Source organism: Burkholderia sp. E168m22 (assembly GCF_001319805.1).
GTDB classification, from domain to species: Bacteria; Pseudomonadota; Gammaproteobacteria; order Burkholderiales; family Burkholderiaceae; genus Burkholderia; species Burkholderia orbicola.
On sequence record NZ_BBSK01000085.1, the window covers coordinates 35,839 to 58,364 of the forward strand.

Genomic DNA, 22,526 nt, shown 5'->3' on the forward strand with positions numbered 1-22,526 from the left:
GCCGTGACGTCATCGACGCACGAACGCTCCCCGCCGCGTCGCGTCAGGCGCGATCGGCTGTGGATCGGTAAAGGCGGGAACGCTCGCCGGCGCGCAGGATGCGCACGGCGTGTCGATGCGCAGCGTCGCACCGGCGAGCGGTAATCGACTACTGTCGTCTGAGTTCATCTGCACTCCTGTCGGTTGCGGAGAATCGGCGCGGGCGATCGGCAACGGCGCGCGCAACGAGGCGCGCGGCCGGACGGCACGCGAACGGAGAGCGCACGCGGCTGGCGCCGCGCGCAACACGAACGCACACGCGCGACGGCGCGTCGCGTGCATTCGACAACATCGAAAATTCGGCGGGAGATCTGGCCCGTGGTCAGGCCGGAAGGGCGCCGCATCCTGCTTCCCGGGATGCGGCAGAAGACGAGGCTCTGCGCGTTTTCCTCAGGCAGCAGTCAAGTTGGCCAGGCACCAACTACAACTCGCATCGGTGTTCACAGAACACTCCATGTAACTAGACGGGGGCGATGGTAATGGCTCGCTGTGCGAAGCGTCAACCCTTTTGTCAGGCGTTATTTCGAGATGCGTGATCGAGTCGGCGCGCGTGTGCAGTCGCACTCGATAGCCCGTCATGAAACAGCCGCGCGCCTGCGATGTCGGCAGGCGCGCGGCCGCGTCGAACGAGGTGCCGGTTACTGGTTCGCGGTCGCGACGGCGGCCCCCGCATCGAGGATGCCCGAGCCTGCCGGCAGCGCGGTGCACGACGTGCCGGCGGCCAGCTTCGCCGCGCGCGTGCCGCCTTGCAGCTTCTGCAGGATCTGCGCGGGTGTGAGGTTGCCGTTCACCGACAGCATCAGCGCGGCGACGCCCGTCACCTGCGGCGCTGCGAGGCTGGTGCCGTTCGCGGGGCCATAGGTGTCCGAGCCCGGCGTCGTCGTGCCGGTGTTCGACGTCGACAGGACGTTGACGCCCGGTGCGCTCAGCGCGACATCGGCGCCGAAATTGCTGAACGATGCGCGGCGGCCCGTCGCGTCGGTCGCGCCGACGGTGATCACGCCGCGGCAGTTCGCGGGCTGGTCGAGCCCGGTCGACAGGCCGTCGTTGCCGGCCGCGACGACCACGGTCACGCCTTTCGCGGTCACGTCGTCGATCGCCTGCTGGAACGTCGTGCTGCATGCGCCGACCCCGCCGAGGCTCAGGTTGATGATCTTCGCGGGGTTCGGATTGTTCGGCACGCCGTTGACGGGAATGCCGGCTGCCCAGCGCATGCCGTCGGCGATGTCGCTCGTCACGCCGCCGCACTTGCCGAGCACGCGCACCGGCAGGATCCGGCTGAGCCACGAGACGCCGGCGACGCCGGTGCCGTTGTTGGCGGTCGCGCCGATCACGCCCATCACGCGCGTGCCGTGCCAGCTGCTGTTGCTCGGCTGGCTGGCGCAGTGATAGTACGGGCCGTTGGCGTTGTCGAGTTCCTGCTGCGTGACCCAGTCGCCCGGATCGGTGGCGTCCGGGCCGCGCGTCAGGCCGTTGTTGCTGGTGTTGACGTTGCTGATGAAGCTGTAGCCTTGCTGGATCAGATTGCCGACGAGGTCGCCGTGTGGCCGGTAGCCGGTGTCGAGCACGGCCGTGACGACGGTCGGCGACCCCTTGGTCACGTTCCATGCGGGCGGCAGGTCGATGCCGGCGGCCGGGTCGGACAGGTACCACTGCTGGTTGTAGAGCGGGTCGCTCGGCGTGTCGCGGATCTGCATCGGGTGATCCGGTTCCGCGTAGTCGACATCGCTGTCAGCCGCGAACGCCTGCGCGAGCGCGGCGGCATCGGTGGCGTCCATGCGCTGGCCGAGCGACAGCACGGCCGCGCCGTTCGAGATCGTGCGCTCGACCTGCACGTTCACCGGCGTTTGCGCGACCGTGCTCGCGTACGCGCGTGCGCTGCCGGTCACCGGCGCCGTCCAGCGCGTCATCGCGCGCTGGATCACCGCGTCGAGTCGCGAGCCGCTGTCGATGGCCGCCATCGCGCGCGTGGCCGCCAGCGTTTTCAGCTTGACGATGAGGTGATCGACCGGCGGCTCGGCCGGCGCGGTCTGCGCGGCCATCTGCACGGCGGCCTGCTGCGACGTGCACGCATTGCCGCCGGACGACGCGGGCGGGGTGGTCGGCGCGGGCGTGGGAGCCGGCGTCGGAGCGGGTGTCGGTGCGGGCGATGCGTTGGACGAAGACGGGTTGCTGCCGTCGCCGCCGCCTCCGCCGCAACCGGCGAGGGGCAGGAGGGCGGCGGCGGACAGCATGCCGGCGAGCATGCGCGCATGTGCGGGGCGCGCCAGCGCGAAATTGAAACGTTTGGCTCTCATGTTGAAACTTGATCCTCGTAGATAACCGTCGTGCCGGCGGTGGCGCCGATCCGGCTGAGCCGGACCTTGTGTTTTTGTCTGACGGTTGCAGCGGGTTGCTGCGACGCGCCATGCACTGGGTAACGGCGTGCGCGGCGGCTTCTTGAGTGCGTTTCGCGAGAAAAACAGGGGGTGCCGCAAACGATTCCGTTGGTGCGTCGCAGCATGAACGCGCGTTTGGAACGACCGGCACAGATGGCACGGCCGAGGCCGTGCGCGGCGCGGTCGGGCGAACCGCGTGGCGCGGCCCGGTTTGCGCGGCACGGAAAACATCTTTCAGGATCGAGCTCGGGCGGAAGGTTGCTTACGCTTGCCCTGATGTGACGCGAATATTGTCGGGCGTAGGATCGCGATTCGATCAACGTTTCGTCAGGAGACATGCATGGATCGCCGTTTCCGTTGTCTCGCCGTCGCGCTGGCCTGTGCGCTGGCCGGCGCCGCGCACGCGCAGGCCCTTACCGGTACGCTGAAGAAGATCAAGGACACGGGTGTCGTGTCGCTGGGCATTCGCGAGTCGTCGGTGCCTTTCTCGTATTCGGACAACCAGCAGAAGAACATCGGCTACTCGCGGGACATCGCGTCGCGCGTCATCGACCAGTTGAAGACGGAGCTGAACCTGCCGAACCTCGCGGTGAAGGAAATCCCGATCACGTCGCAGAACCGCATTCCGCTGTTGCAGAACGGGACGATCGACTTCGAATGCGGCTCGACGACGAATACGCTCGAACGGCAAAGGCAGGCCGCGTTCTCGAACAGCATTTTTCTCTACGGCATCCGTTTCAGCACGCGCAAGGATTCGGGCGTGAAGGACTTCGCGGACCTGGCCGGCAAGACGGTCGCGACGACGGCCGGCACGTCGGACGAGCGCCTGCTGCGCAAGCTCAACGAAGAGAAGGCGATGAACATGACGATCATCAGCGCGAAGGATCACGCCGAAGCGTTCATGAACGTCACGACCGGGCGCGCGGTGGCGTTCGTGATGGACGAGCCGCTGCTGTACGGCGAGATCGCGAAGGACCGCAATCCGGGTGCGTACACGGTCGCGGGCACGCCGCTCGTTCACGAAAACTATGCGTGCATGATGCGCAGGGACGATCCGGCGTTCAAGCGCGTCGTCGACGGCGTGATCGCGAAGATGCAGACCTCGGGTGCGGCCGAGAAGCTGTACGACCAGTGGTTCATGCGGCCGATTCCACCGAAGGGCGTGAGCCTCAACTATCCGCTGTCGGCGGAGATGAAGCAGCTGTTCAAGAATCCGACGGATCAGGCGCAGTACTGAGCACCGCGTCGTGGCGATATCGTGCCACCCATGAAAAACCGCCGGCACATGCCGGCGGTTTCGCTTTGCGGCCCCGCTCGCTCGTGCGTCGAGCGTGCGCGTCAGGCCTTGATTTCAGGCCCGCGCGCGGCCGGCCGTGCCGGCGCCGCCGGGGCGGGAGCGGGCGCCATCGAACGCGCCGAAGGTTGCACCGGCACGATCACGACGACCGGTTCCGGCATGGCCCACGGCGCCATCGCGAATCCGACGGGCTGCGGCATCGGCATCGCGAATGCGTTGGCGAGCGCGATGTGCTGGAGCGCCATCATCTGCTGCTGCATCGCGACCATCTGGGCCTGCGCCGCCTGCATCCGGTACTGTGCAACCTGCATTTGCCGTAACGCTGCCGCGGGCGGCAGGCCGCCCGACGACGTCTGCATCTCGAAGCTCGCGCCGCCTTGCGGGCTGTGCCAGCTCCACGTGCTGACCTTCATCGGGCCGACGGCCGTCTGGACGACGCGCGTTTCGGCTTTCACGGGCACGGCCTGCCCGTCGACATTGACGAACATCGGTTGGGCGACGGCCGGCGCGCCGGCCTGCCCGGCCAGGGCGAACACGGGCGCCAGCATCAGCGCGCCCGCCGCCATATACGAACGGAATCGCATCTTCGTATCTCCATCAAACGAGACTGATCGAATCAACAATGACGTGTGGCTCACGGAGTGAGCCATCCGAGACGATGCGGCCGTTGGCTTAAATCAGCATTAAAACCGCCGCCGGCGGGCCCGATCGGCGCATGTCGGAACGGGCCGCCATCGGCATTCAACCTCGCCCGTGCCAGGGGCATCCTGTCGCCCGGTGCAACAACAGGCACAATACGGAATTCGCCACCACCGCACGCATGTTCGACATCCGAACATTGACGGTGCGGCACTGCTGCCGGACCTCCTTCCCCAGTCGTCATGAACGCCACGCTCACTCCCGCGCGCGAGTCGAATTCGCCGCGCTTCCTGCTGTTCCTGATCTGCCTGTTCGCATCCGCCGGCCAGCTCGCGATCGACATCTACGTGCCCGCGCTGCCCGACATGGCACGTTCGTTCGCGACCACGCCGCAGGCGATCCAGTCGAGCGTGTCCGGCTACATGGCGGCCTACGCACTGGGCCAGCTGATCTTCGGGCCGATCGCCGACGCATATGGCCGCAAGCGCGTGCTCGCGTTCGGGCTCGTGATCTACACGATCGGCTGCCTGCTGTCGCTCGGCGCACCGAACCTCGAGACGTTCGTGCTGGCGCGCTGCCTGCAGGGCTTCGGAATCGCGACCACCAACCTGCTGGCGAAGGCGATCATCACCGATTCGTTCTCCGGCCAGGCGTTGATGCACGCGTTCACGTACATGTCGATCGCGTGGGGGCTGGCGCCGATCATCGCGCCGGTGATCGGTGCGCACCTGCAGGAATGGTTCGGCTGGCGCGCGTGCCTGGTGTTCCTGCTGGTCTACTCGCTGGCGATGTGGGCGCTGCTGTGGCGCTACCGCGAAACCTTGCCGAAGCCGGTGCATCTCGAGCCGCGCACGCTGATGGCGAACGCGGGCAAGGTGCTGGCCAGCCCGGTGTTCCAGAGCTGCTTTCTCGCACAGGGGCTGTGCTACAGCATCCTGCTGGTGTTCAACATCGTCGGACCGTTCATGGTGCAGACCACGCTGCACAAGCCGCCGACCTTCTTCGGTTATCTCGCGCTCGGCATCGGCCTCATGTATTTCCTCGGCGGCCTGTCGAACCGGATTCACGGCCGCGGGCTGCCGAGCGCCGAGCAACGGCTGCGGATCGGCGCGCGCGTGATGGCGGGCGCGTCGGTCGCGATGCTGGTGCTGGCGCTGACCGTCGGCCTGCGCGTGTGGACGCTCGCGACGCCGGTGCTCGTGATGGGTTTCTGCGCGGGCGCGATGTACCCGACGCTGATGGCCAAGGGCAATTCGCTGTTTCCGCATATCGCCGGCCTGACGAGCGCGATCCTCGGCTGTGCGCTGCTGCTCGTGTCGTCCGCCATGATGGGCCTCGCCGGCTTCGTGTCGATTCACGTGCTGACGCCGCTGGCGGTGTTCTTCGTCGCGTTGTCGTTCATCGTCGTGTGGATGGTGACGAAGCTGCTGCGGTATCTGTCGCGGCAGCAGGCGGCGCCGGTGGTGTGCGGGAGCGGGGAGGCGGCGTAAGCCGCCTGCCGACCGACTCATGAACCGGATTCTGCTGAAGCGCGTCGCCCGCTCCGACGCCGCCGACCTGATCGACGCCAACCGCGCGAGCCGGAGCCATCATCTGCCGTGGGTCGATTCGTTCATCGACCAGGCCGGCTTCGATCAATGGTTCGCCCGCTGCCTGACGGGCCCGAACGTGGGATTCATCGCGCGCGAGCGGGCATCGGGCGCGGTGGTCGGCGTGGTGAATCTCAACGAGATCGTCGGCGGGGTGTTTCAGAGCGCTTATCTTGCGTACTACGGAATGGCGGAGTTCAGCCGCAAGGGGCTGATGACGGACGCGTTGCGGGCGGCGATCGACGTCGCGTTCGGCGAACTCGGGCTGCACCGGCTCGAAGCGAATATCCAACCCGGCAATCATGCGTCGATCGCGCTGGTTCGGCGGCTCGGTTTCAGGCAAGAGGGATTCTCGCCGCGCTATCTGCGCATCGGCGGCGAATGGCGCGACCACGAGCGCTGGGCGCTGCTGGCCGACGACGCGCGCGAAGGCGGCGCCTGACGGTCGTTTCCCGTCCCGTCTCGCGGCGCTTACAGCGGATGCGCGGCGCCTGCCTGCTGCAACAGCGACACGGCAACCGGGTCCGGCAGTCCGTTCGAATCGATCGCCCCAGCCTTGGCCAGCGCAACGAGATCGCCGTCGACGCCCGGTTGCCCGACCACGAACGAGGTGGTCAGGAATGCCGGCGCGGCGAGCGTGACCGCATAGCGCTGCTGCAGGTTCGTGACCACGGCCGATTGCGCGGCCTGCACGGTGTCCGGGCTGTTCATGGCCCGCTGATGGCGCAGGCTGCCCTGGAAATTGCCGATCAGCCCGGCCGTGTTCGTCCCGAGTTGCGCCGCGAGATAGACGAGCATCAGCTCGGTCTCGGGCGTCGTGTTGAAGGTGCCGCCCGCATAGGCGAGCGAATGCAGGCTCGCGCCGCCCGACGCCACGGTGATGACGCACGGCAGCGCCGCGTTGAGCGTGACACGGTAGTTGCCGCCACCGTCCGTCAGCGTCGTTGCCGAGCCAACCGCGCAATTGACCACCACCTGCGCGCTCGCGAGCGCGTCGCCCGTCGCGGCCGTGCCCGATAGCGAGACGGTTTGCGTGTTGTCGTTGAAGCACACGTCGACGCCGAAACAGGCATCGCCGTTGCAGGCCTGGAGGGCGGCGAGCGTTGCAACGCACAAGACGCCCAGCGCGGGGCGGGTGAAGCGCGTAAGGCGAATGTTCATGGTCGCGGGCAATCGAGAGAATGAGGCAGCCGGGCGCGTCGGGGATGCAGCGCTGCTGTCATTCTATGTCGTGAACCGCGGTGCTGCTCGCCCGTTCGGTGTGTCGTAGGCGGGGTACCGCCGGGTAGACGCGTTATGGGTGCGGGGGGCGGGCCGGCGCCATGACGTAAGCGAGCAACAGGCTCAGCAGGATGCTGAGCCCGAGCACGTGCCAATGGCTGGCGAGCAGCCGCTGGAAGTGCTCGCCCATGTCCGGCGTGATCCATCGGCAGGTCATGGGGTGCATGCGAGCCTGGTGGCATTCCAGGATGCCGCCGTTTCGATACGCGTCCCACAGGCTGTCGGCGGCATACAGACCCAAGAAGAGCGGGATGATCTGTACGCCATGCCGGAGTAGTTTCCGCTCGGTTTCGGGTGTCATCGCTGTCGGTCGGGAATCGGCCTGCGTCGGTTCGTCGTCGGCGCCCGAATGCAGCGCGTGCCCGGTATTGTCGAACTAATTCACCCCGTCCACAACGATTTGCGGCTTGGCCGGTCCGGTTGAAGGATCGGGCGACTGCACTCGACTTTTCCGCCCAGCCGCCGAAAGCAAATATGCCCGGCCAGTCGGGCCGGCTCGCCCGCTCAGCGCTTGCGCGCGGCCGGCTTCGCGAACGCGCCGCGCACCTCGAAGCCGATCGCATCCGCGACGTTGCCGCGCGCGTCGACGAGTTCGAGCCGGTGCCGGCCCGGCCACGGCAGCCACGCGACGCGATCGGCATGGCCGATCACCTTGTCGTCGAGCCGCCACGCGAACTTCGTCGCGCGTCCGGCCGAGCGCTCGAACCAGATCCGCTGGTTCTTCGGCGGAATGTCCGGGTCGATCGCAAAGATCGTGCCGTCGGTCGGCGCGCCGATCGTCAGCGGCGCGCGCGCGCCGTCCTTGCCCGGCGTGACGGGCGCCGCGAGCCGGATCGTGTCGACCGCCGTGCCCGCGATGAACCACTCGTTGCGAGCCGGCTCGATATCGCGCTCGAACGCGATCCGGCGCGTCTCGACGCCGGCCGGCGCGCGCGGCGCACGGCTCGGCAGGTCGCGATGCAGGTAGCCGACGACGGCCGACCACACGGGCGACGCGCCCGTGACGCCCGACACGTCCCACATCGGCGAGCCGTCCGCATTGCCGACCCACACGCCGACCGTATAGCGCGACGTGAAGCCCACCGTCCAGTTGTCGCGCATGTCCTTGCTCGTGCCGGTCTTGACCGCGGAGAAGAAGCGCGTCGCGAGCGGGTTGTCGAAGCCGAACGTACGGACACGCGCATTGTTGTCGGACAGGATGTCGGTGACGACGAAGCTGGCCGCTTCGCTGAACACGCGCGTGCCCGCGTCCGGCCGCGCGGGCGCCGCTGCGCCGGATGCGGGCGCCGGTGCCGCGGCCGGCAGGTCGACGACCTTGCGTGCGACGCCGCCGTTCGCGAGCGCGCGGTAGGCGTTGGTCAGCGACAGCAGTGTGACGTCCGCACTGCCGAGCGCAAGGCTGAAACCGTAGTAATCGCCTTCCTGCGCGAGCGGCAGGCCGAGCGCGGTCAGCGTGCGCGCAAAACGGTGCGGCGTGACGAGCACCAGCGTGCGCACGGCCGGCACGTTCAGCGAGCCGCCGAGCGCGCTGCGCACGCTCACCCAGCCCTTGAAATCCTTGTCGTAGTTCTGCGGAATGTACAGGCCGCCGCCGGCGGCGAGGTTGATCGGCGCATCGTCGAGCAGCGACGCGGCGGTCAGCCGCTTCTCGTCGAGCGCCTGCGCATAGAGGAACGGCTTGAGCGTCGAGCCGGCCTGGCGCGGCGCGAGCACGGCATCGACGTCGCGCGCGCTCGACAGCGCCCCCGACGAGCCGACCCATGCGCGGATCTCGCCGGTCGCGTTGTCGATCACGACGACCGCGCCGTCCTGCACGTTGCGCCGGTGCGCGGGCGCGTTCAGTTCGGTCAGCGCGCGCATCAGCGTGTCGCGTGCGAAGCGCTGCAGCGGCGCATCGAGCGTCGTGCGGACCTGCGCGCCGGCCGCCGGCTTGACCTCGGCCGCGATGCGCCGCGCGAAGTGCGGGGCGAGTGCGGCGCCGTCGTCGCGTACGGTATTGGCTGGGCGCGCGACGACGAGCTGCACGTAGCCGTCGAGCGACGCGCACGCCTGCCCGGCCTGCATGTCGCGCAGGATTCGGCATGCGCGCTCGGCGATCTTCGCCGGGGCCGCGTTGGGTGCCCGCACGAGGGCGGCGGCGATCGCGGCCTCGCGCGCGTCGAGGCCCGACGGCGCCTTGCCGAACAGCACCTGCGACAGCGCGCCGAGCCCGATCGTCTCGCCGCGAAACGGCACCAGGTTCAGATAGGCCTCGAGGATCTGATCCTTGCGCCAGCTGCGTTCGAGCCACAGCGCGTTCACGGCCTGCGTGGCCTTCTGCGGCAGCGAGCGCTGGCCCGAGCGGCGCGGCGAATCGCCGAGCAGGCCCGCGAGCTGCATCGTGACGGTCGACGCGCCGCGCGTGCGCTCGTTCCACAGGTTGCCCCACGCGGCGCCGGCGATGCCGCGCCAGTCGACGCCGCTGTGTTCGTAGAAGCGCTTGTCCTCGGACACGACGATCGCTTCGCGGAACGCGGGCGATACGTCCGCGAGCGACACCCAGGCGCCGCGCCGTTCGGCGAGGTCGACACGCGTGCGCTGCAGCGGCGTGCCGTCGCGCGCGAGCAGCACCCAGTCGGAGCTGCGCCAGTTGCGGCGCACGTCGTCGTAGCCGGGCAGCGCATGCGCGACGAGCGGCGCGGCCAGCACGACGGCGGCGAATACGCGGCCGGCGAAACGCGCCGGCCGCGGCAAAGCCAGATCGATCATCACGTGCTCGTTACTTGCCCGAGTCGGCCGGCTTCACGGTCATCGGCGGGTTCGGCCACAGGCCGTACACGGACGGCGCATACAGTGCCTCGACGCGCGTCGGCGGCAGGCCGAACGTGCCGACGTTGTTCAGCCGTACCGTGTACTCCACCGAGAATTTGCCCTTCGGCAAATAGTCGTAGTACGCGCGATAGCCGTCGAAGTCGCGCTCGATGAACGCCGGCCACGCGCCGTCCGGCGTTTTCTCGCCCTGCGTCGCGGCTTCGGAATCGCGGCCGAGGCCCGACCCGAGGATCGTCGCACCGGCCGGGATCGGATCGTTGACGGCGACCCACGTCATGTCGCTCTGCGCATCGATGTCGAGATGCACGCGCACGACGTCGCCGCGCGTCAGCACGCCGTTGACGGCCGGCGACACGGGCGTGACGGTCTTCGTGATCCGGTAGCCGGCAGCAAACGGCGCACGCAGCGGCACGGCCGCGAGGCTTTCGACGGTCGCCCACGGGCGGCCGGTGCCGTCCTGCGTGACCGACAGCGTGGCCGGCCCCTGCGACGCACGCGGCCACGGCATCAGCACGCTGCGCGCGGTGGCCGCGCGGGTCGCGGGCGTGGCCGACGCCGACGGCGCTGCCGATGCGGGCGACTCGGCGGGCGCGGCCGATGCCGTCTGCGACCACGAGATCGAGCGCTCGTTGCCGCCGAGCGCAACCTTCGTCGCGCCGGCGACCGGCGTGCTCTCGTAGGTCCGCGAGAAGCGCTCGACCGCGAGCAGGCCGAGCGCGTTCGACGTCGTCGTCTGCCAGGCGCCCTGGCGTTGCAGCGCGAGCAGGCCGGCCGTCACGCGCGGCATTTCATCCTTCCATGCGGGGTCGCCCGCGAATTCCAGCGCGAGGCGTGCGGCGTTGGTCTCGTTGCTGGTCATCAGCCACCACAGGTCGTCGTCGCGCGCGGTCGAGAACACGAGCTGCGTGCCCTGGTACGTCAGGCGTGCCCGCAGGATCTGTTCGACCTGCGCGCGTTTTTCGTCGCGTTGCGGGATGTCCTTCACGCGCGTCAGGATCGCGTGATAGTCGATCACCGCCGACGTCGGCCACTGGTTCGGCGCGATCTCGATCGAACCGAGCATGCGGCCCTGCGCGGCGCCGTAGCGCGACAGCGCCTCGATCGCCGCGAGCTTGCGCAGGTCGCGATCCTGGCGCGGCGCCCACGCGTTGCGCTCGAGGCGGCCGTCGACGAAGCGCGCGAGCCCGGCTTCGAGCTGCGTGCGCAGGTCTTCCGGCAGCGCGAAGCGCGGATCGAGACGGCTGGCTTCGTCGGACACCACGAGGAGATACGACGACAGCGTCGGGCTGCCGTGGTGCGAATCGTCGGACGACGGCGGGAAGTAGCTCGCCAGGCCGTCGCTGTCGAGATAGACGGGCATCCGTGCGATCAGCGCCTGCCATTGCGCGGGGTCGCGCAGGCCGATCGCACGCGAGGCCTGCTGTTCGAGGCAGCGGTACGGATAGCGCTCGAACCAGCGCTTCACGCCGGGCAGCCCGTCGGCAAGCTTCGACTGCAGCGATACCGCGATGCCGCCGCGCGGCAGACCTTGCGCATTGTTCGCGGCGCCGGTCGGGGCCGCCACGGGCACCGTCAGCGTGCCGTCGACCTGCGCGAGCGTCGCCTGCTGCACCGTGACTGGCAGCGCGGGCACGACCTTCTGCGCGACGGCCAGCGCGTCGGATGCCCGCTTGCCGCCTTGCTCGGCCGCCTCGATGCGCCAGTTCAGCGCACCGGCCGCATCGAGCGCCTGCTCGGGCACCGTGATCGTCCACGCGACCTCGGTCGCCGCGTTCGCCGCCAGCGACACGGTTTGCGGTGCGACGTCGAGGCCCGTCACGCGCGGCGTCACGACGACCTGCATCGCGCGGTCGGTCGTGTTGCGCAGCGTGACCTGCGCACGGAACGCGTCGCCTTCGCGCACGAGCGGCGGCAGGCCGGAGATCAGTTGCAGATCCTGCGTGCTGCGGATCGACGTGCTGCCCGTGCCGAAGCGGTCGGGGCCGACCGCCGCGATCGCGACGATCCGGAAGCGCGTGAGCGCATCGTTCAGCGGCACCTCGACGGTTGCGCTGCCGTTCGCATCGAGCGTCACGCGCGGGTTCCACAGCAGCAGCGTGTCGAACAGCTCCCGGGTCGGCGCGCTGCCGCCTCCGCCGCCCGCCGGCACGGCCTTGCGGCCGAAGTGGCGGCGGCCGATGATTTCCATCTGCGCGGTGGCCGTTTCGACGCCGTACGCGCGCCGGCGCAGCATCGCGTCGAGCAGGTCCCAGCTGTTGTTCGGCATCAGTTCGAGCAGCGCCTCGTCGACGGCCGCGAGGGCGATCTGCGTGCCGGCCGGCGCCGGCTGGCCGTTCGGCAGCGTGACCTTCACGTGCGCCTGCGCCTTGCCGCGTACCGTGTAGCGGGTCGCGTCGGTCGTCACGGTCACGCCGAGGCGGTGAACGCCCGTGCCGACCTTGATCTCGCCGAGGCCATAGCGGAACGCGGGCTTCGACAGGTCGACGAACGCGGTCGGCGCTTCATAGTGGCGGCCTTCGCGCCAGAACGCGCGCGCCCATTCGACCGGCGCCTTCCAGCCCCACGTGAAGAACGAGTACCACGGCACCTCGCGAATCCGGCCGCGCAGCGCGAGCACCGATACGTAGACGTTCGGCCCCCACGATTCGCCGACCTTCAGGTCGACGGTCGGGTTCTTGCCGTTCAGTTCGACGATGTGCGTTTCCATCACGCCGCCGCGCTCGACCGCCACCAGCGCGGTCGCGTAGCGGAACGGCATGCGCACCTGGAAGCGGGCCGTTTCGCCCGGTTCGTACGACGTTTTCTCGGGGATCACGTCGATCCGGTCGGTGTTGTCGCCGCCGAACCAGAGTTCGTCCTCGCGCGTGACCCATACCGACGTCGACGCATTCGACGTGCGGCCGTCGCCGTCCTTCGCGACCGCGATCAGCTGCACGTTGCCGGCCTGCTCGAGCGTCGCGTCGCAGGCCATGCGGCCCTTGTCGTCGGTCTTGCCCGAGCACAGCACGCCGAGGTCGCGCGTGTCGCTCTTGTTGTCGTACGCATAGAAGCCGCCGACCATCCGCTTGCGCGACGACGTCGTGATGCGCGCGACGCCCTTGATCTCGATCGGCACCGACGCGCGCGGCTTGCCCTGCAGGTCGACCGCCAGCGCCTGCACCGGCACGCGCTGGCCGACCGACACCCAGCGGCCGGCCTTGATGCCGGCCACCACCGCGGCCGGCCACAGGATCGTGTCGCCGCGAATCGTCTGCACTTCGCCGTTCGGGTCGGCGAACGTCGCCTCCAGCGCAATGCGCTTCGGCGCGTCGACGTCCGGCAGGCCCTTGAGCGTGACCGAGCCCGCGCCGTTGCGGTCGAGCGTCAGCGGCAGCTTGTCGGCGATCAGCTTGGTCGCGTCGGGATCGTTGCTCGACGCCGACGACGACGCGTTGTCGCCGTCCTGCGCATCGTCGTCGGCGTTGCCGTCGCTCGTGTCGGGGCGATACGGCGTGAAGCTGAAATCCTCGAAACGGTCCGCGAACGGCGGCGACGCCCATTTCATCAGCGCCGATACCTGCACCGGCAGGTTCGATGCGCCGCCGCCCGACACGTAGTCGATCTGCACCGCGAGCGGCGCTTCCTTCGCGGCGACGAGCGGGCTCTTCTGCGCGTCGCGCGCGCCGATCGAGCCTTTCAGCACCGGCAGGCGGAACGCCTCGACGCGGAAGCTGCCGCTGTAGTACGTGGCGGTCGGCGCATCGTCCGGGCCGCCTTCGAGCTCGACGCTGTATTCGCCGAGCTTCGCGGCGGCCGGCAGCGTGAACTGCGAATCCGCGCTGTGGTCGGCCGCCCACGTGAGCGGCAGCTTGTAGGTCTGGCCCGTGCCGAGATGGCGGATCGCGACGCGCGTCGGGTATTGCGACGGGAACGCGAGACTCTGCAGCGTCTCGGTGCGGATGAAATGCTTCATCGACACGGTTTCGCCGGCGCGCAGCAGCGTGCGGTCGAATACCGTATGTGCGCGCACGGTCGGCGCGCTGTCGGTGTCGGTCGGCACGTTGAAGCGCCACGATTCGATCCCGCGGTTCCAGCCCGAGCTGACGAACGCCATGTCGGGGCCCGTCTTTGGATCGTCCACGCGGGCCGACACGAAGTAGTCGTTAAAGCGCTGTCCCGACGAGCTGCATTCGCGCTTCGGCTCGAACGGCCCGTCGATCTTCAGCAGGCCCTGCGCGTCGGTCTTGCCGGCCGCGATTTCGTCGCCGTTGCAGTCCGATACGCGGATCTGCGCATTCGGCACCGGCTTGCCCTTGTCGAGCGTCGTGACCCACACGAGGTTGTTCTCGCGCCCCTGTTTCAGGTGCACGCCGAGGTTCGTGACCAGCACGGTGGTGCGCACGTACATGCTCGACGGCTTCGCGAGCAGCGAGCGGCCGAGCGCGGGCGACGCGAGTTCGAGCACGTAGAAGCCGGGCTTGTCGATCGGCACGCCGACCACTTCGAACGGACGCAGCGCCTTCGGATCGGCCTTCGGCAGCGTCAGCACCTGCGCGCCGGGCTCGCCCGCGAGCAGCGACAGCGAGCGCACGTCGATGCGGCGGTTCTTCGGCGCCGGCTGTTTTTCGCCGGCCTCGAGCGGCACGTAGACGGGGTGCTGCCCCTTGCGTTGCAGCAGCCCGGGAATCTGGTCGTCGATCGAGCCGGCCGTCATCGACCAGTTGTCGAAGCGGTCGACGGTGCGCATCCACTGGCGGATCGCGGTGTCGTTCTCGACCTTCAGGTTCGCGAATTGCGCACCGCCCGCATTGAGGCCGGCGATATGCAGGTCGGCCTCGACATTGCGCAGCGTGACGGGCACCAGCGCGGGCGTACCGGGTTCGGCGAAGCGCTCGACGATCCCGAAGGTGCCCGACGCGAATTTCGCGAGCGGCGGCATCGGTGCGGTGCGCGTCGCGAGCGGGAACAGGTCGGCGTTGGACAGCGGTCGGTCGGTCACGTCGTGCAGGCCCGACGGCAGCTCGACGGTCAGCGCGGCCTGTGCGGGCAGCGGCGGGTTGAACGTGACGGTCGTCACTTCCTCGCTGTGATCGTCGGCGGCGAAGGTGGGCGACAGCGAACCGTCGGGGCCGCGCAGCTTGATCGCTTCGGCCTGCTTGCGCGAGACTGGTGCGTTGAACGACAGCGTGAGCGGGCGCAGCGGCGTGCAGGGCGCCTTCGCGTTCTCGCGTTCGCACGAGAAGCTTGCCGCGAACGGTGCGCGCACGGTGAAATCGAAGCGCCGCTCGGTGTCGTTCGCGATGCCGCTCGGGCTCGCGACGCCCTTGCCGTAGACGAGCTGCATCTTCGCGCTTGCCGGCAGCGCCTGCGAGCACGACAGCGTCAGCACGCGCGCCGCTTCTTTCTTCAGCCCGAAATGATCGAGCAGGGCGTTGCGCGTGTCGTCGTCGGCCGCCGTGACCGGAATGCGGTTGCCGATGCCGGCCGCTTCGCACCAGATGTTGGCGAGTGCCGAGCGCGGCTCGGCCGGGCCGTTCAGCTTCATCACGAAGACCTGCCGCTCCTCGATCTCGCGCGAGCCGGGGCGGACCGACACCGGGAACGGGCCGCCCGTCTGGAACGTGAAGCGGCGCGGGCCGCTGGCCGCATTGCCGGCGACCGAGCGCAGCGTATCGTTGAGCGCGACCGAGCAGCGGACGCCGGGCGGCAGGTCGCTTTCGAAATCGTAAACCCAGGTCTTGTCGTCGAGCCAGTGGCCCTGGCCGCGCGCGGCGGTCGAATCGTTGCAGGTCACGCGCGCCGGATTCGGCGCGGACGCCGAGCCGAACGCGACCATCGGTTCGTCGAACTTGACGACGCTCTGCCGGACTTCGGTGACGGTGCCTTGCGGCGACACGCTCACCGTGCGCGCCGCGCCCGCATGCAGCGACAGGGCCGCGGCGGCGCCGAGCGTTGCGACGGCGCCGATGCGCCAGAGCAGCCGGGTCGTGTGGTTGGTTCGATGCGTTTCTTTGTTGTGCTTGTCGCGCTGCTTCATCGCTCGATTGCCCTCGGAGGGAAGCTTTCTGTTTGATTGCACGGGATTCTAACCGACCGTCGCGCGCGCGCAGCGCGACATGCGGGTGCAGTGTGTGGTCGGCACGCGACACGGGGGTGCCTGCCGCGGATTTGTCGCGTCGACGACACAAAAATGCAGCGAAATTTCGATTGTCCCGGATTGCGGAACATTAAATGAACTATAAAAAGATTGTTTGATCCGGCTGGTGCGCGTACATTGCAGATCCGCGCCAATGTTTGAGAAATATCAAGCGTGGTTTTCCCGAATCCGGTGTTCGAGAGAAGGAAACATGCACAACGACAACACCCCCCAATCGCGTCGTGACAACGACGCAGCCGCAACCGGCATCACGCGGCGTCAATGGCTGCAGGGAGCACTGGCGCTGACGGCGGCGGGCCTCACCGGCTCGCTGGCGTTGCGGGCCCTGGCCGACGATCCCGGCACCGCGCCGCTCGATACGTTCATGACGCTTTCCGAAGCATTGACCGGCAAGAAGGGGCTGAGCCGCATCACCGGTCAGCGCTATCTGCAGGCCTTGCAGAAGGGCTCGTTCAAGACGGCCGACAGCCTGCCGCAACTCGCCGGTGCGCTCGCATCCGGCTCGCTGAATCCCGACCAGGAATCGCTCGCACTGACGATTCTCGGCGCGTGGTATCTCGGCATCGTCGACAACGTCGTGATTACCTACGAAGAAGCATTAATGTTCAGCGTGGTGTCCGATACGCTCGTGATCCCTTCGTATTGCCCCAACAAACCCGGCTTCTGGGCCGAAAAACCGATCGAGAGGCAAGCCTGATGGCCGATACCGATACGCAAAAAGCCGACATCGTCGTCGTCGGATCGGGTGTCGCCGGCGCGATCGTTGCACACCAGCTCGCGATGGCGGGCAAGTCCGTGATCCTGCTGGAAGCCGGCCCGCGCATGCCGCGCTGGGAAATCGTCGAGCGCTTTCGCAACCAGGCCGACAAGACCGATTTCATGGCGCCGTACCCGTCGAGCCCGTGGGCCCCGCATCCGGAATACGGCCCGCCGAACGACTACCTGGTCCTGAAGGGCGAGCACAAGTTCAACTCGCAGTACATCCGCGCGGTCGGCGGCACGACGTGGCACTGGGCCGCGTCCGCGTGGCGCTTCATCCCGAACGACTTCAAGATGAAGACCGTGTACGGCGTCGGCCGCGACTGGCCGATCCAGTACGACGACCTCGAGCATTACTATCAGCGCGCCGAGGAAGAGCTCGGCGTGTGGGGCCCGGGCCCCGAGGAAGACCTGTACTCGCCGCGCAAGCAGGCGTACCCGATGCCGCCGCTGCCGTTGTCGTTCAACGAGCAGACCATCAAGAGCGCGCTGAACGGCTACGACCCGAAGTTCCACGTGGTGACCGAGCCCGTCGCGCGTAACAGCCGCCCGTACGACGGCCGGCCGACCTGTTGCGGAAACAACAATTGCATGCCGATCTGCCCGATCGGTGCGATGTACAACGGTATCGTCCACGTCGAGAAGGCCGAGCAGGCCGGCGCGAAGCTGATCGACAGCGCGGTCGTCTACAAGCTCGAGACCGGGCCGGACAAGCGCATCACCGCCGCGATCTACAAGGACAAGACGGGTGCCGACCATCGCGTCGAAGGCAAGTATTTCGTCATTGCCGCGAACGGCATCGAGACGCCGAAGATCCTGCTGATGTCCGCGAACCGCGATTTCCCGAACGGCGTCGCGAACAGCTCCGACATGGTCGGCCGCAACCTGATGGACCATCCGGGCACCGGCGTGTCGTTCTATGCGAGCGAGAAACTGTGGCCGGGCCGCGGCCCGCAGGAGATGACGTCGCTGATCGGTTTCCGCGACGGCCCGTTCCGCGCGACCGAAGCCGCGAAGAAGATCCACCTGTCGAACATGTCGCGCATCAACCAGGAGACGCAGAAGATCTTCAAGGCCGGCAAGCTGATGAAGCACGACGAGCTCGACGCGCAGATCCGCGACCGTTCCGCACGCTACGTGCAGTTCGACTGCTTCCACGAGATCCTGCCGCAACCCGAGAACCGCATCGTGCCGAGCAAGACGGCCACCGACGCGATCGGCATCCCGCGCCCCGAGATCACGTATGCGATCGACGATTACGTGAAGCGCGGCGCCGTGCATACGCGCGAGGTCTACGCGACCGCCGCGAAGGTGCTCGGCGGCACCGACGTCGTCTTCAACGACGAGTTCGCGCCGAACAACCACATCACGGGCGCGACGATCATGGGCGCGGACGCACGCGACTCGGTCGTCGACAAGGACTGCCGCACGTTCGACCATCCGAACCTGTTCATCTCGAGCAGTTCGACGATGCCGACCGTCGGTACGGTGAACGTGACGCTGACGATCGCGGCGCTCGCGCTGCGGATGTCGGACACGCTGAAGAAGGAAGTCTGACCGTGCGGAAATCTACTCTCACCTTCCTCCTGGCCGGCTGCCTCGCGCTGCCCGGCCTCGCACGCGCGGCCGATTCGGCCGATCCCGCGCAGGTCAAGCGCGGCGAATACCTCGCGGTCGCGGGCGACTGCATGGCCTGCCACACCGCAAAGGGCGGCAAGCCGTTCGCGGGCGGCCTCGGCATGCCGGTGCCGATGCTCGGCAAGATCTATACGAGCAACATCACGCCCGACCCGGATACGGGCATCGGCAACTGGACGTTCGACGACTTCGAGCGTGCGGTGCGGCACGGCGTGTCGAAGAACGGCGACAACCTGTATCCGGCGATGCCGTACGTGTCGTACGCGAAGATCAACGACGACGACGTGCAGGCGCTGTACGCGTACTTCATGCACGGCGTCGAACCGGTCAAGCAGGCGCCGCCGAAGAACGAGATCCCCGCGCTGCTCAGCATGCGCTGGCCGCTGAAGATCTGGAACTGGCTGTTCCTGAAGGACGGCGTCTATCAGCCGAAGCCGGCGCAGAGCGCCGAGTGGAACCGCGGCGCGTATCTCGTGCAGGGCCTCGCGCACTGCAGCACGTGCCACACGCCGCGCGGCATCGCGATGCAGGAGAAGTCGCTCGACGAAACGGGCGGCAGCTTCCTGTCGGGCTCGGTGCTCGCGGGCTGGGACGGCTACAACATCACGTCCGACCCGAACGCGGGGATCGGCGGCTGGACGCAGCAGCAGCTCGTCCAGTATCTGCGCACCGGCAGCGTGCCGGGCCTCGCGCAGGCAGCCGGCCCGATGGCCGAGGCGATCGAGCACAGCTTCTCGAAGATGACCGAAGCCGACATCGGGGCGATCTCGACGTACATCCGTACGGTGCCGGCGGTGGCCAGCGGCGACGCGAAGCAGTCGCGCTCGTCGTGGGGCAAGCCGGCCGAGGATGGCCTGAAGCTGCGCGGCGTCGCGCTCGCGTCGTCGGGTATCGATCCGGCGCGCCTGTATCTCGGCAACTGCGCGACCTGCCACCAGATGCAGGGCAAGGGTACGCCGGACGGTTACTACCCGCCGCTGTTCCACAACTCGACGGTCGGCGCGCCGAATCCGACCAACCTCGTGCAGGTGATCCTGAACGGCGTGCAGCGCAAGGCCGGCAGCGAGGACGTCGGGATGCCCGCGTTCCGTCACGAGCTGTCGGATGCGCAGATCGCCGCGCTCACGAACTACCTGACCGGGCAGTTCGGCAATCCGGCCGCGAAGGTGACCGAGCAGGACGTCGCGAAGCTGCGCTGACGCGGCACGCGACGAAGCAGGGCGACAACAGAAAAGAGGAGGAGCACAGCACATCGGGCGGGCCCCGATGCCGGTTGTTGCAGAGCGGGGCGGGCGGCGCGGTTGGCCGCTCGCCCCGGTTCACAGGCAATCCGGTGCGTGCAGTTGCGCGCATCGTTTTCGTTGATCACACCATGACACCGAATCAACCGTTTCTCGCGTCCCAGCGCGATGTGCTGCTGCTGCTGTCCCGCATTCTGCTCGTGATCCTGTTCGTGATGTTCGGCTGGAAGAAGATTATCGACTTCTCCGGTACGATCGCGTTCATGGGGAGCGAGGGCGCGCCGGCGCCGATCATCTCGGCGGCGATTTCCGTCGTGATGGAGCTGTTCGTCGGGATCGCGATCCTCGTCGGTTTCCAGACGCGCGCGCTCGCGCTGCTGCTTGCGCTGTATACGATCGGCACCGGCATCATCGGCCACCACTACTGGACGATGACGGGCGGCGAGCAGATCAACAACATGATTCATTTCTACAAGAACATCGCGATCTCGGGCGGCTTGCTCGCGCTCTGCGCGGCGGGCCCCGGACGTTTTTCGATCGATCGCGGATAAGCGGACCCGAGGCGCGTGCATGGGGCGCGCGTCGGACGGTCGAGACTTCGAGGGGGCATCATTTTGCGACTCAAATACTTCGCATGGCTGATTGCGGCCGCCACGCCGGCGGCTGCGTTTGCACAGACGAGCGTCACGCTGTACGGCCGGATCGACGGCGGCGTCGAATACCTGAACCACATCGCGAAGCCGAACGGTGGCAGCGGGACGCGCTGGAGCGCGGAAAGCGGCGACTGGGGCACCAGCATGTTCGGGCTGAAGGGCGTCGAGGATCTCGGCGGCGGCCTGTCGACGGTGTTCAACCTGGAAACCGCGTTCCAGGTGATGAACGGCCAGACGGGCGGCGGGCGCATGTGGTCACGGCGCGCATACGTCGGGTTGAAGAGCAACACGTGGGGCCAATTGCAGGCCGGCCGCAACCTGTTCATCGACAGCGACGGCGTGTGGGAATTCGATCCGTTCGTCCAGCAGGCGTTTTCGTCGGCGTCGCTCGTGCGTGGCCGCAACTGGCAGCAGACCAGCAACAACATCGAATATCACAGCCCGGTGATCGGCGGCTTCGACGTGCAGGCGCAATACGCGTTCGGCAACCAGTCGCGCGGCTTCAACTACGGCGCGCCCGACGATTTCGGCCGCTCGGACGGGATCATGATCTCGTACCACTCGCCGGTGCTCGACGTGCGCGGCATCTACGACGAGCTGCGCGACAACAACGGCAAGTTCAGCAACGTCTTCACGGCGTCGCGCGAGTACTTCGTCGGTGCGAACGTGAAGGTGTCGAAGTTCAAGATCCAGGGGGCGTATACGCACTACCAGGCGCCGGATAGTCCGGCTGGTGTTGCCGATCGTGCCGATCACTACTGGCTCGGCGCAACCTACTCGGCGACGCCGCAGTGGGCGGTGACGGGGGGCGGGTATTACGTGAAGGTCGGCGACGGCGGCGGCGATGCGTCGCACGATCCGTCGGGGCACGCGATGATGTACGTGCTCGGTACCACGTACAATCTGTCGAAACGTACGTTCCTGTATGGGACGGTTGCGTATGTGCGCAACGGCGGGAATTCGAACTTCTCGCTGCTCGCGACGCCGCGGGATGCGACGTCGGGGACGAGCCCGATGACAGGCGAGTCGCAGACGGGCGCGTATGTGGGGATGATGCATACGTTCTGAGCGCGGGCGGTTTGCTCAGGTGAAAAAGGCACGGGCGGTGAAGTCCGTGCCTTTTTGCGTTTACGGCGTGTGCCGTATCGGCGCTGTCAGTGACGTGACGCGATATGGCCTCAACATGGCTCTTCTGCCGCTTCGAGACCAGTTCTGTCCTCGAACGTCGGTATGACGCATCGAGTGATCGGCGCGCCGTCAATTGACGGCACCTGCTGACGCTCTTGCAACGCGGGCGCTCGCGTACTGCAGTCCGATCGGCGCGCGGTGCGTCAGAACACGCACGCCTCGGTCGTTGTCAGCGTCGCAAACGGGCCTGCAAGCGTCGCATTATGGTGCGCGACAATCCGCTCGGCCGGTAGCGCGGGTGTATCCATGCAGGTATGCGCATCGGCCACGAGCACCGCGCGAAAGCCGAGATCGCCGGCCGCACGGCACGTCGTATCGACGCAGTACTGCGTCTTCATCCCCGCAATCACGATCTCGCCGATCCCAGCCGCATGCAGCCACTCGGCGAGTCGCGTGCCCGCGAAGCAGTTCGGCCGCGTCTTGTCGAACACGATGTCGCGAGCGGTATCGATCGCAAGCTCCGGCAGCAGCGCGGCCAGCGGCGCGTCGGGCGCGATCGGCGAGCCGGCCGGGCCGGTGTGACGCACGGCGAACACGGGTGTACCGCTGTCATGCGCTCGGTGAATCAGCCGGTTGATATTGGCCAGCAGGCGTTCACCGTCATGCGGACGATCGGGACCATGAAACAGCCCGACCTGCATGTCGATCACGAGCAGCGCGCGTTTCGGGGAAGGGGCTTCGGACATTGCGTTTCTCCTGAGTGGCCGATGCAGACGGAGAAACGACGAGACCCCGTCCGGAACCGGCGGGGCCTGTGGGAATCGGTGACGCTACGATCTTGCGCGCACTCGCCGCACGGGCCCGCCGAAGGCGGTCGTGCGCGTGGTCGTCGAAAGGGTGATCGTCGCGTTGTGCATTGATTGATGATGCCCGATGC

Annotated in this window: 17 protein-coding genes; 8 read left to right on the forward strand and 9 right to left on the reverse strand. The window is 67.7% G+C overall.

Features of this window, described 5'->3' with window-relative positions; all coding sequences use genetic code 11:
* Positions 1-9: 9 nt before the first annotated feature.
* The 3 genes from AP428_RS37210 to AP428_RS37215 all read right to left on the reverse strand — a co-directional run bounded on the left by AP428_RS37210 (position 10) and on the right by AP428_RS37215 (position 2,755).
* A complete protein-coding gene (locus tag AP428_RS37210) occupies positions 10-168 on the reverse strand; it encodes a hypothetical protein (protein WP_171984318.1) in 159 nt (52 codons plus the stop codon).
* Between the two features lie 509 nt (positions 169-677).
* Complete coding sequence (locus AP428_RS19430; protein ID WP_011547553.1) at positions 678-2,336, reverse strand: S8 family peptidase; 1,659 nt, start codon at positions 2,334-2,336, stop codon at positions 678-680.
* Positions 2,333-2,755, reverse strand: a complete 423-nt coding sequence (locus tag AP428_RS37215; protein ID WP_166488160.1) for a hypothetical protein — start codon at positions 2,753-2,755, stop codon at positions 2,333-2,335. The genes AP428_RS19430 and AP428_RS37215 overlap by 4 nt, the downstream gene beginning before the upstream one ends.
* 2 nt (positions 2,756-2,757) lie before the next feature.
* Between AP428_RS37215 and AP428_RS19435 the strand changes: the two genes are divergently transcribed.
* Positions 2,758-3,654 (forward strand): glutamate/aspartate ABC transporter substrate-binding protein, encoded by an 897-nt coding sequence (locus AP428_RS19435; RefSeq protein WP_011547554.1) that lies wholly within the window; start codon positions 2,758-2,760, stop codon positions 3,652-3,654.
* Between the two features lie 101 nt (positions 3,655-3,755).
* Here AP428_RS19435 and AP428_RS19440 read toward each other — a convergent pair whose 3' ends face one another.
* Positions 3,756-4,298, reverse strand: a complete 543-nt coding sequence (locus AP428_RS19440; protein ID WP_011547555.1) for a hypothetical protein — start codon at positions 4,296-4,298, stop codon at positions 3,756-3,758.
* A 297-nt stretch (positions 4,299-4,595) separates the two neighbouring features.
* On the opposite strand from AP428_RS19440, the gene AP428_RS19445 reads away from it, so the two are divergent.
* Together AP428_RS19445 and AP428_RS19450 are read left to right on the forward strand one after the other, a co-directional pair.
* Positions 4,596-5,843, forward strand: a complete 1,248-nt coding sequence (locus AP428_RS19445) for a multidrug effflux MFS transporter (RefSeq protein ID WP_006478871.1) — start codon at positions 4,596-4,598, stop codon at positions 5,841-5,843.
* 19 nt (positions 5,844-5,862) lie between these two features.
* Positions 5,863-6,384, forward strand: coding sequence for a GNAT family N-acetyltransferase (locus AP428_RS19450; RefSeq protein ID WP_011547556.1), 522 nt, complete (start codon positions 5,863-5,865; stop codon positions 6,382-6,384).
* 29 nt (positions 6,385-6,413) lie between these two features.
* Here the strand turns inward: AP428_RS19450 and AP428_RS19455 are convergent, their stop codons facing one another.
* The 4 genes from AP428_RS19455 to AP428_RS19470 all read right to left on the reverse strand — a co-directional run bounded on the left by AP428_RS19455 (position 6,414) and on the right by AP428_RS19470 (position 16,050).
* A complete protein-coding gene (locus AP428_RS19455; protein WP_011547557.1) occupies positions 6,414-7,103 on the reverse strand; it encodes a hypothetical protein in 690 nt (229 codons plus the stop codon).
* Between the two features lie 133 nt (positions 7,104-7,236).
* The gene (locus AP428_RS19460; protein WP_011547558.1) at positions 7,237-7,524 is read right to left on the reverse strand and encodes a hypothetical protein; all 288 of its coding nucleotides are present in this window, start codon (positions 7,522-7,524) and stop codon (positions 7,237-7,239) included.
* Positions 7,525-7,727: 203 nt separating this feature from the next.
* Positions 7,728-9,971, reverse strand: coding sequence for a penicillin-binding protein 1C (gene pbpC, locus AP428_RS19465; RefSeq protein ID WP_011547559.1), 2,244 nt, complete (start codon positions 9,969-9,971; stop codon positions 7,728-7,730).
* A 10-nt stretch (positions 9,972-9,981) separates the two neighbouring features.
* Positions 9,982-16,050: an alpha-2-macroglobulin gene (locus AP428_RS19470; protein WP_054928348.1), complete on the reverse strand. Its 6,069-nt coding sequence runs from the start codon at positions 16,048-16,050 to the stop codon at positions 9,982-9,984.
* Positions 16,051-16,360: 310 nt separating this feature from the next.
* On the opposite strand from AP428_RS19470, the gene AP428_RS19475 reads away from it, so the two are divergent.
* From AP428_RS19475 to AP428_RS19495, 5 genes are all read left to right on the forward strand, one after another.
* Positions 16,361-16,867: a sugar dehydrogenase complex small subunit gene (locus tag AP428_RS19475; RefSeq protein WP_006478877.1), complete on the forward strand. Its 507-nt coding sequence runs from the start codon at positions 16,361-16,363 to the stop codon at positions 16,865-16,867.
* Positions 16,867-18,486: a GMC family oxidoreductase gene (locus tag AP428_RS19480; RefSeq protein ID WP_011547562.1), complete on the forward strand. Its 1,620-nt coding sequence runs from the start codon at positions 16,867-16,869 to the stop codon at positions 18,484-18,486. Before AP428_RS19475 ends, AP428_RS19480 begins: the two co-directional genes overlap by 1 nt.
* A gap of 2 nt (positions 18,487-18,488) precedes the next feature.
* Entirely contained in the window at positions 18,489-19,766 is a 1,278-nt protein-coding gene (locus AP428_RS19485; protein ID WP_011547563.1) for a cytochrome c, read from the forward strand.
* 173 nt (positions 19,767-19,939) lie between these two features.
* Positions 19,940-20,359 (forward strand): DoxX family protein, encoded by a 420-nt coding sequence (locus AP428_RS19490; protein ID WP_011547564.1) that lies wholly within the window; start codon positions 19,940-19,942, stop codon positions 20,357-20,359.
* 63 nt (positions 20,360-20,422) lie between these two features.
* Entirely contained in the window at positions 20,423-21,529 is a 1,107-nt protein-coding gene (locus AP428_RS19495; protein WP_011694745.1) for a porin, read from the forward strand.
* Positions 21,530-21,792: 263 nt separating this feature from the next.
* Here the strand turns inward: AP428_RS19495 and AP428_RS19500 are convergent, their stop codons facing one another.
* Positions 21,793-22,335, reverse strand: coding sequence for a cysteine hydrolase family protein (locus tag AP428_RS19500; protein ID WP_011547566.1), 543 nt, complete (start codon positions 22,333-22,335; stop codon positions 21,793-21,795).
* Positions 22,336-22,526: the final 191 nt, after the last annotated feature.